General features: G+C 39.6%; 6 protein-coding genes. 2 read left to right on the plus strand and 4 right to left on the minus strand.

Features of this window, described 5'->3' with window-relative positions:
• The coding region (locus RHS_RS28355; protein ID WP_395023628.1) for a helix-turn-helix transcriptional regulator at window positions 1-386 on the plus strand (386 nt) is incomplete at its 5' end.
• Window positions 387-722: 336 nt separating this feature from the next.
• The gene (locus RHS_RS28360) at window positions 723-2,285 is read left to right on the plus strand and encodes a recombinase family protein (protein ID WP_047835091.1); all 1,563 of its coding nucleotides are present in this window, start codon (window positions 723-725) and stop codon (window positions 2,283-2,285) included.
• Here RHS_RS28360 and RHS_RS28365 read toward each other — a convergent pair.
• The 4 genes from RHS_RS28365 to RHS_RS28380 form a co-directional block, all read right to left on the minus strand.
• Window positions 2,282-3,118: a CpaF family protein gene (locus tag RHS_RS28365; protein WP_395023629.1), complete on the minus strand. Its 837-nt coding sequence runs from the start codon at window positions 3,116-3,118 to the stop codon at window positions 2,282-2,284. The two genes, RHS_RS28360 and RHS_RS28365, sit on opposite strands and share 4 nt — an antisense overlap.
• Complete coding sequence (locus RHS_RS28370; protein ID WP_052431017.1) at window positions 3,081-4,127, minus strand: hypothetical protein; 1,047 nt, start codon at window positions 4,125-4,127, stop codon at window positions 3,081-3,083. Before RHS_RS28370 ends, RHS_RS28365 begins: the two co-directional genes overlap by 38 nt.
• On the minus strand, window positions 4,124-4,636 hold the full coding sequence (locus RHS_RS28375; protein ID WP_052431016.1) for a prepilin peptidase: 513 nt from the start codon (window positions 4,634-4,636) through the stop codon (window positions 4,124-4,126). The genes RHS_RS28370 and RHS_RS28375 overlap by 4 nt, the downstream gene beginning before the upstream one ends.
• 480 nt (window positions 4,637-5,116) lie before the next feature.
• On the minus strand, window positions 5,117-8,896 hold a 3,780-nt coding region (locus RHS_RS28380), incomplete at its 5' end, for a discoidin domain-containing protein (protein WP_047835092.1).

Here is an 8,896-nt window from a genome sequence, read left to right on the forward strand (position 1 = left end):
AACTTCTTCGAAAAGAAATCGGAATGAAGCAAGGAGATTTTGCAAAGGAAATATCTACTACACAAGGCCATATATCAGATATAGAAAATGGTAGAAAAAACTTATCGGACAGAACTGCTAAATTAATATGTTTAAAATCCTGGAATGGAAAACTTGTAAATGAGGATTGGTTAGTAAGAGGAACTGGAGAGATGTTCCTTCAATTAGAAGAAACAGACGAATTGGCATCTATTGTATCTGATCTCTTAGAAGAACCAGACAATGAATTATTCATTATAATACAGGAGGTCATGCATACATACAGAGAATTAAAGCCTGAATCAAAAGATTTGTTCAAAGATATATGCAAAAGCTTTATAAATAACATAAAAAAAAGGGAAGGCTAAAGTCTTCCACTTTTTTTCAGGTGATTCTGTAATATTATTTTTAATTGTTTCAAAAATACCTGATCCGAATTGTTGCATAGTTCAAAAAGTTGAATGATGGTTTTTATTTGTTCGTTAGTCCCCATAATGCATTTCCTCCTTGGTATTCGTAAAACCGAATATGTTAATTCTTAATACCATATTATCATATGTATTTGATTTTTACAATAGTTTTTTCGAACAATCGTTCTTATGCATAATGTTTAATATTATAATTTTATCCATGCTGATTTTGGATACTTATTATATAAATATTTATAAAATCTTTAATAATAAAATAGAAAGAAGGTATAAACTTTGATAGCGGGATACGTAAGAAAATCTGTATATTCCGATACAGGTGACTCTATAGAAAATCAAAAAAATATAATAAAAGATTATGTTCAGGCACATTTTGAATCGGCTGAGACAGCATTTTATGAGGACGAAGGTTTTACCGGGTCTAACACTATGCGGCCTGGTTTCCAGCAGATGCTGTCCGACATACATAATAATAAAATTGATACTGTGATCTGTTATAAATTAGATCGAATCAGCCGATCTGTACTGGACTTCTCCGAAACGTTTGCGGACTTCCAGATACATAATGTAGATTTCGTTTCAGTAAAAGAGCAAGTCGACACCAGTACGCCAATAGGGCGCGCAATGATGTATATCAGCTCTGTCTTTGCGCAGATGGAACGCGAAACAATCGCGGAGAGAGTTAGAGACAATTTAGTAGAGCTTGCAAAGACTGGAAAATGGGCTGGTGGGAAAGCTCCCGTCGGCTATAAAATCGAACGACAACTTGACCACAGGAATAAGTATTATAGCGTCCTTGTGAGGGATCCAGAGGGTGAAATATTTTTAAACAAAATAATTGAAACTTTTCTATCTGGAAAAACCTTGTCTGGGATGGAAACATACTTCCGTGCTAACGGAATCAAAAGTCCAACCGGGGGAAACATATCTACCGTTACCATACACCAGATTCTACGTAATCCCCAGTATGTATCGGCTTCCCCGGAAATGTGGGATTATTTTAACGAAAAAGGTTGTATTATGGCTGTACCAAGAGAAGATTTTGACTCGACAGCAGCTATAATCGCGTATAACCGAACGAGCGAAACAAGCGGTAAACACATAAACAACCCAGTAGAAAAATGGATCATCACTAAAGGCATGCACGAACCATTAATTACGCCAGATATCTATCTGGCTATTCAAAAACGATTTGGGATAAATAAGATATCAAAATCCCGGAAGTATGATATAGGGCTATTACGAGGAAAATTAAAATGTTCCTGCGGCCGTACAATGTCCGCAAAGCGGAAGATTGACTATAGTATAAAAAGCCGTCCGGTTTATTGGTATTATATATGCACTCATAGAAATCGCGGGAAAGGAAATTGTGCAGTAAAACAGGTCGGACTTTTTTCCATCGATGATGAAATTGTCGGCATATTAAGAAATATTCAACATGATCCATCTTGTATAGAAAAATATATAAGAAATCGTCCTAAAGTTATAGACACCAGAAAGTCTATTGCCAGTGAAATAAAACTGAATAAAGAAAAAGTTGATAATCTTGTATCTCAACTTGCAAATAACAAAAGTTCAGCTGCCGCCAAGTATATAATAAGTTCAATTGAAGAAATAGATTCTAAAATAGAAAATCTTACGAATCAGTTTCGCGATATGGAGTCACAGATTATTCAGAATAAAAGGCATGAATCGGATGTTGCTAATATTGTTGAATTAATATCTAAGAAAATGATTCTTTTTGATACCTGGAATTATGAAGATCAGAAAAACTTTATAGCAGATATTATTGAAGAATGCACTTGGGATGGGGATCAGCTACGTGTTACTTTTATTTAACTTCTCCATGTTATAATGAGTCTATCCGGCCGCATGCGAAGGCTCGATTTAATCAGATCCCTAATGGTGATTTCGTGCTCCCCCTGGGTATTTCCTTTTCGCGCCTCCAGCCTTACCAGATTCTTAACTCCCTGTATCTGGAGTTCCGCATTGTCCTCAATGGTAATAATTCTTTCTTCTTTGGGTATAAAATCAGATAATGCATTTAGAAATGTGGTCTTACCGGACCCGGTTCCGCCACTGATAAAGATGTTGTATCCGGCAATTACCAGCTTCCTTAGAAATTCAGCCGCCTCTTTTGTAACTGCCTTCCAGGCTATTAATTCCCCAATCCGGATAGGACTGGCTGGAAACTGCCGGATGGTAATAATCGGACCATTAATCGCTGCCGGCGGTAAAACAATATTAACTCTGGCACCGTTTTCTAATCTGGCATCTACGATTGGAACAGTTTCATTCACAATACGGTTGCTATTTGCCGCTATTGACTGAACCAGATCCTCAATCTTTCCTTTAGAATAAAAATTCTTATCCCATTTGGAAATTCTGCCGTTTTTCTCAATAAAAATACCATCTGTTCCATTTACCATAACCTCTGTAATCGCATCATCATCGATCAGCTCCTGTAGAATATCCAGCTTCCGGATGGAATTAAACAGTTCCTTTTGCAGTTCTTCCTTTCTTTTCAGGCTTAAGTAAAATTCTCTGCCCGCTTCTATGAGCATTTCATTAATTGTCCCTTTGATTTCTTCATCACTAAGGCTTCCTGCGTTCTCCAGTTTTTCAAGCAGCCGCTTACGAAGGATCCGGAACTGTTCTTGTGCCTCTTTCATCGTTTTCTTCCTCATCAATTAACTTTCTAACATAGTCGCCCAGTTCCCCCCACATAAGCTGTTCCACATAATGATCCCTGGGTCCGAAACTGCTGTGAAAAGGCAGTTTCAGCTTTCTCGTACGTTCCAGTATATCTTCACAGTCCCACATTTTCAGTACTTTTTCAAAGTGATCCAATTTCGCCAGCGATACACTGTCCTCTCTTACCGGCATGTAGATTTTTCTGCATTGCTTCAATAATCGGAAGACATCATCTATCTGTTCCCCGATATCCAGAATGATGGTATCATAGGAACTAAAATTTATAATATCTCCCAATAACTTCATCCACTCCTCATACTCCACATTTCTAAGATCCATAGGTGAAAAAGCAGGCGGGATATAATCCAGATTATGAATACTCTGTACCATACTGTCTAACTTGTATATAATATTGCCGCTCCCCTGCCTTACAAAAAACATAAGATCCGCTATGTCTGCCGCAAACTCCTTTCCCATAAGTGTTTCAAATCCGGCATAGTCCTCCAGATTTAAATATAATACAGCTCTTTTTTTAGATAAAATCTGACCCAGAGTCAAAGCAAATGAAGTCTTAAGCGTTCTCTTAACCGGTGAATAAATCCCTATGAGCTCAACATCCTTTTTCAATAACGCCATCGGGTTTACCATTACATTCTGATTTGCATAGTACCCCATAACCTCTGCAATTAAATTGTCAGAAGACTGGTATTTGTAGACAGCAGGGTATTCCGCTAATTCCTGTATCAGTTCCCCTTCAGACAGGATCATAATCCTTCCAATATTAAGCGTCTTCACTTCCTCACACATAGCCTGTGCCGAAATTAAAAGCATTTCAATATCATGCTCTTTTGCATAAATACTGAGACTTTTAACATTGGTAAATGCCTGCACCTCGAATGGTGTGTTTTGCTTGATATTCATGTATTCCATTAAGTTATAAGCATACGCTGCTTCCAAATCACATACTGCAAAAATATTTTTCTTCAATAAAAACCTCCCGCGTATAATATAATGCTGATTAATATAGGTACTGAAAAATGCATATGGCTGTCCACATCTTCATCCCTCCGATATGGCTCCCACTTTTTTAAATAAAAATAATTGCTGATATACGCATAGAAATATGCAAGACGGTTCCACAAATTGCGCCGCCATAGAATCAGTATCACTGAAATACCTGCCCCTGCCAGAAAAGCAATAAAGATACAGGTTATGATCTTCGTTGTTCCTAAAAAGCTTCCCAATGCGCAGAATAACTTAATGTCTCCTGCTCCAATCATTCTAAAATAGTATAGCGCTCCCAAAACCAGGAGCGGAGTTCCTACACCTCCCAAAAATAAAAGTATTCCCATATATCCTGTATTTAAGGCTTGGAACACTCCTCCTGCTGCCATCCCTGTGAAAGTAAGTAAGTTTGGTATTTTCCCCTTCCAAAAATCCAGAATAACCGCCAATAAGACCAGACATAAAATGCACAGAAACTCCATTTCTTTCATTTCTCACCTCATAAAACATTTCAATTTGTTCATTGGTTCTGTATATTAAATTGTGTGCGCTCCTTTAAGCCAATGTTAGAATACCGCCACCATCGCAAAGCACCCCCTTTATTTATCTACTTCTAATTTGAAATAATTAAAACCTGTTACAAAAAACACAAAGGAAATATAGTCGATCTGACTATGAAAAATAGAATTCTTAAGAAGTAATCATCCCTTTAAAATTAAGATGAAGTTAAAATTCTGTAAGAAGTGATTTCATTATATATTACGTTGTTGCATTTGTCAATATTAAGTTGCAATATTTTTTATTTATAGTATTCCATAATAATTATGAGATCTTTTGTTTTTATTGGGTTTCTACCTGCATAATAAAATAGAAACTCTAATAAAAGAAAGAAGTGCCAGACTCCTCCCAAAAGGAAAGCTCCTGACACTTCCAAACCATTCATTCTACAATTTAAATACTATCTCAGCTGATTATAACTTTTTAAACTTAGCAGTTGTTTTTACCCCACGATCTAACAAATGTTTCTTATAATTCTTCAACTTTTTCGCAGGTACCTTAAACTCTGCCTTACTATAAATATTTGTAAACGCCTTCTTTTGAATGGTTTTCAAATTCTTACTCTTAATCGTAATCTTTTTTAGATTCTTATCATTCATAAATGCATACTTTTCAATACGCTTTACGCTTGATCCGATCACCACAGATTTCAGCTTCTTACAATCCCGGAATGCACTTGGTCCAATATTGGTCACATATTTTCCAATGGTGACACTCTGCAGTTTTTTATTCTTGTAAAATGCCTTCTTTGCAATCTGGGTTACTTTGAATGTATAACCGTTAATCTTAACCGCTGCGGGTATCGTAACCTTCTTAAAAGTCTTTTTCGTAGGTTTTACATACATTACGGTTCCATTTTTGCTCGATGATTTTGTAACCTTGTATTTCGCATTACCAATTGTTACTACTGCATTCTTTTTCGGAACCGGTTTAACAACGGGTGCTTTCACAAGGGCTTTGTATGCCTGCTGCAGCATGGACAACGCAGCATCCACGTCCTTTTGTGCTGCATTAGCATTCAGGTTCACCATCTTTGCGTTATTTAATACTTTCAAGTATGCAGACCAGCTTACTGCAGTATAATTGGATGACTTAAGGCCTGCATATGAGTTAATCAGCTTCTGTAATTCTGCCTTATTTACTATCGGCTTTGGATCCTCTTTTACTTTTAAGCCTGCAATTGCAGCTTCCAGTGCTGTTTTAGCCTGATCTACCTCTTCCTGAACTGCTTTTTCGTCTGCCGCTGTCTTCTTTGCATTTTGTAATGCTTTCTTCAGGGCATCCAGGCTTTCTGTCGTATATTTACCGGACAGTTTGCTTTCCGCAAGGGTAATCAGGTTTATGAGTTCTTTCTTATCTGCTGGAACTACCGGATCTTCCCTGATAATCATTGCTTCCTGCAATGCTTTTGCTGCCGCATCAATCTCTTCCTGTGTTACATCTCCTTTGCCCAGCGCATTATCTGCCTGTCCAAGCGCTGTCTGTAACTGACTCCATCCTAGTTCTGTATAATCTGCTTCGGACTTTTTCTGAGCTGCTGCAATCAACCCTTCCAGTTCGGAAGTAATAACGCTGTCTGCTGCACCTGTCATGGCCATTACCCGCCATTCAATGATGCCAACTCCATGCAGTCCTCCTGCTTCCACTACCGGCTGCATTGTAATCTTTAATGCCTTAGCCATTACCGGAGTTTCCAGATTCAGGGTGTTGTATGCATCCGGTATATTTTCAGAAACCGTATTCATTTCGTACCACTGACCGTCTTCTCCCAGATACTCAAATCTGGACTCTGCCGGAAGAAGAATTCCGCCTCCGTCTGTAAAATAATATACATCAATGCTGTGAATTTCCTGCGCTGTATCCCAGTCATACTGTACCCAGGCTTCTTTGCCTTCCTGACCCCAGTTATGCCATGTCCCATTTGATTTATCCATGGATGAAGCAGGATCATAACCATCTTTCATTGTGTCTGCACCGCCTAAATCATTCGGGCTGTTGATATTGGCGGACACGGCAGCCTCCGGTGCGATATTCATAATTTCCTGTGTCTGTTCTGCTGCCTGCAATTCATTAACTGCATTATAAAGTGCGTCAAAGGCTGCATTGATTTCTTCCTGTGTCAGACCTCCCTGGTTGACCAAATTCTGTGCATTTGCAAGCGCTTCCGCAAATACTGCCCAGCTTTCTGCTGTGTATCTGCCTTTTGCTTTTGTATTGGCGATATCCAGGATGTTTCTAAGGTTTTTCTTGTTGACTCCCTGAGAACTTACCAGTTCACCGGAAACCTTCCATTCGATGATACCAATTGCCGAATTTTCATCCTGTGGCTGTAAGGTCACCCTAATTGCTGCTGCCAGAACCGGTTTATTCAATGTGATCGTATTATACTGGTTCTCTTTCATTTCAGTTATTTTTTCTGCCTCAGTCCAGACTCCTTCATCATTCAGATACTCTACCAGAGCTTCTTTTGGCAGCTTAACCTTTCCGCCGTCCTGATAATAATAAATGTCTGTACTGTCAATCCTTACCAGCTCTTCAAAATCATACTGAACCCAGGCTTCCCTGCCTTCTTCTCCTGTGCTGTCCCATACGCCATTTGAAGAATCTGAGGAATTTACCGGATTAATACCATCTTTTACAGCCTGTGCTTTATTTACACTTGCAGAAACTTCTGCCTGCGGTGCGAGATTAGCACTTACTGCTCCCGGCATAATCTCTAAAGCATCCTTTGCTTCCTGGAGTTTTGTTAACATTGCGTCCACATCATTCTGTACGGCCGTTTCATCTGACAGCATATTTTCTGCTTCTTCCAGAACATCCGCAAATGTGCTCCACGTCTCTGCCGTATAGTAATAAGCTGCTTTTGTTTCAGCCAGTTCAACGGCTTTCTTTAACTCTGTCATATCTACAGCGGGTTCCGTATCAACCTGATATCCGTAAACCTTCCACTCAATCACACCACATCCCAGTTTCTCCGGCGTCATAGTCATTCGGATTGCTTTTGTCATTACCGGATCAAAGGTTGTCTTATTGTATTTATTAGTTGCCACGCCCAGACCGTCTGTACCGGTAAATGCCTGCCAGTCTCCGCCGCTTCCCAGATACTCGTATTTTACGCTTACCGGACAGAAGTTGCCGCCGCCGTCTTTGAAGTAATAGGCATCTGATGCCGTAATCATGATTTCTTTCTCCCAGGTATACTGTACCCAGGCCTCCCCGCCCTGGTTGCCTAACCAGTTATGCCAAACTCCATGGCTGGTATCCATTGAAGAGGAAGGTTCAAATCCATCATTTAATCCGGCCACGCCGCCCAGATCATTTACGGAGTTAATAATCGCCGTTGGTTTTGCCAGGGATGCCAGATTGGTTTCTTCTCCATCCATAACAAATACCGATGCCTGAACAGGGTGGTCCATGCCTTCTACCGTTCCGTTTACTTTAAAGCTGCCAGCTTTTCCATATTTATCTTCGGAAACGGCTTCCCATATTACTTTAGAATCTTTATAGATTCCATTGTCATACAGCACACGCAATGTTTCCGGTAATTCCGGTGCTTTTCCCACAACTGTTACGTAGCTTCCCACTTCTGCGGAAACCGGTTTTGCATCTTCCTCCGGTGCATATGCATCCGCTAATTCTTCTGCTGTCATAGCTGCAGATTTTACTGTAAAGTTATCTACAAGACCATTTAAGAATGCCGACTGTTTATTCTCGGATCTTCCAATATAGTTCATCTGCACATCACCCAGATCAGCCAGGGTGAATCCACAGTCTTCTAATGTATATACCGCTTCACCATCTACATATAAGATAAGTGTCTGATTCTCCATTGTCAATGCAATATTCTTCCAGAATCCTGTACCCAGTTTGATTCCAGTCTTGTATTCTGCCGTTTTATTTGTCTTAGTATCCGTGATACCTAATACTAATTCATTCTTGCCTTCAAAGGAAACATACATACGTTTTCCGTCAGTATCTCCAAAATGGAATATTCGCGCACCGCTTCCCTGTACCGCATTTAGCTTGACGTCTGCCAGAATTGTGCAGTCCGTCACATTCTTTGTTAAAGAAGACGGCATCTTCACATATCCGCAGTAGGTACCGGTAAAGTTAACAGCATTTCCTTCTTTGCCTTCTGCCACTGCCGGCTTGCTGACCGCTGCCGCATCATTTCCTGCTGACGAAGAATCTTT

It is taken from the genome of Robinsoniella sp. RHS (assembly GCF_001029355.1).
GTDB classification, from domain to species: Bacteria; Bacillota; Clostridia; order Lachnospirales; family Lachnospiraceae; genus Robinsoniella; species Robinsoniella peoriensis.

Excerpts from the sequence above, each read along its gene's own strand:
- RHS_RS28365 (WP_395023629.1), bottom strand. The coding sequence starts at position 3,118 with ATGAAAGAGGCACAAGAACAGTTCCGGATCCTTCGTAAGCGGCTGCTT.
- RHS_RS28375 (WP_052431016.1), bottom strand. The coding sequence starts at position 4,636 with ATGAAAGAAATGGAGTTTCTGTGCATTTTATGTCTGGTCTTATTGGCG.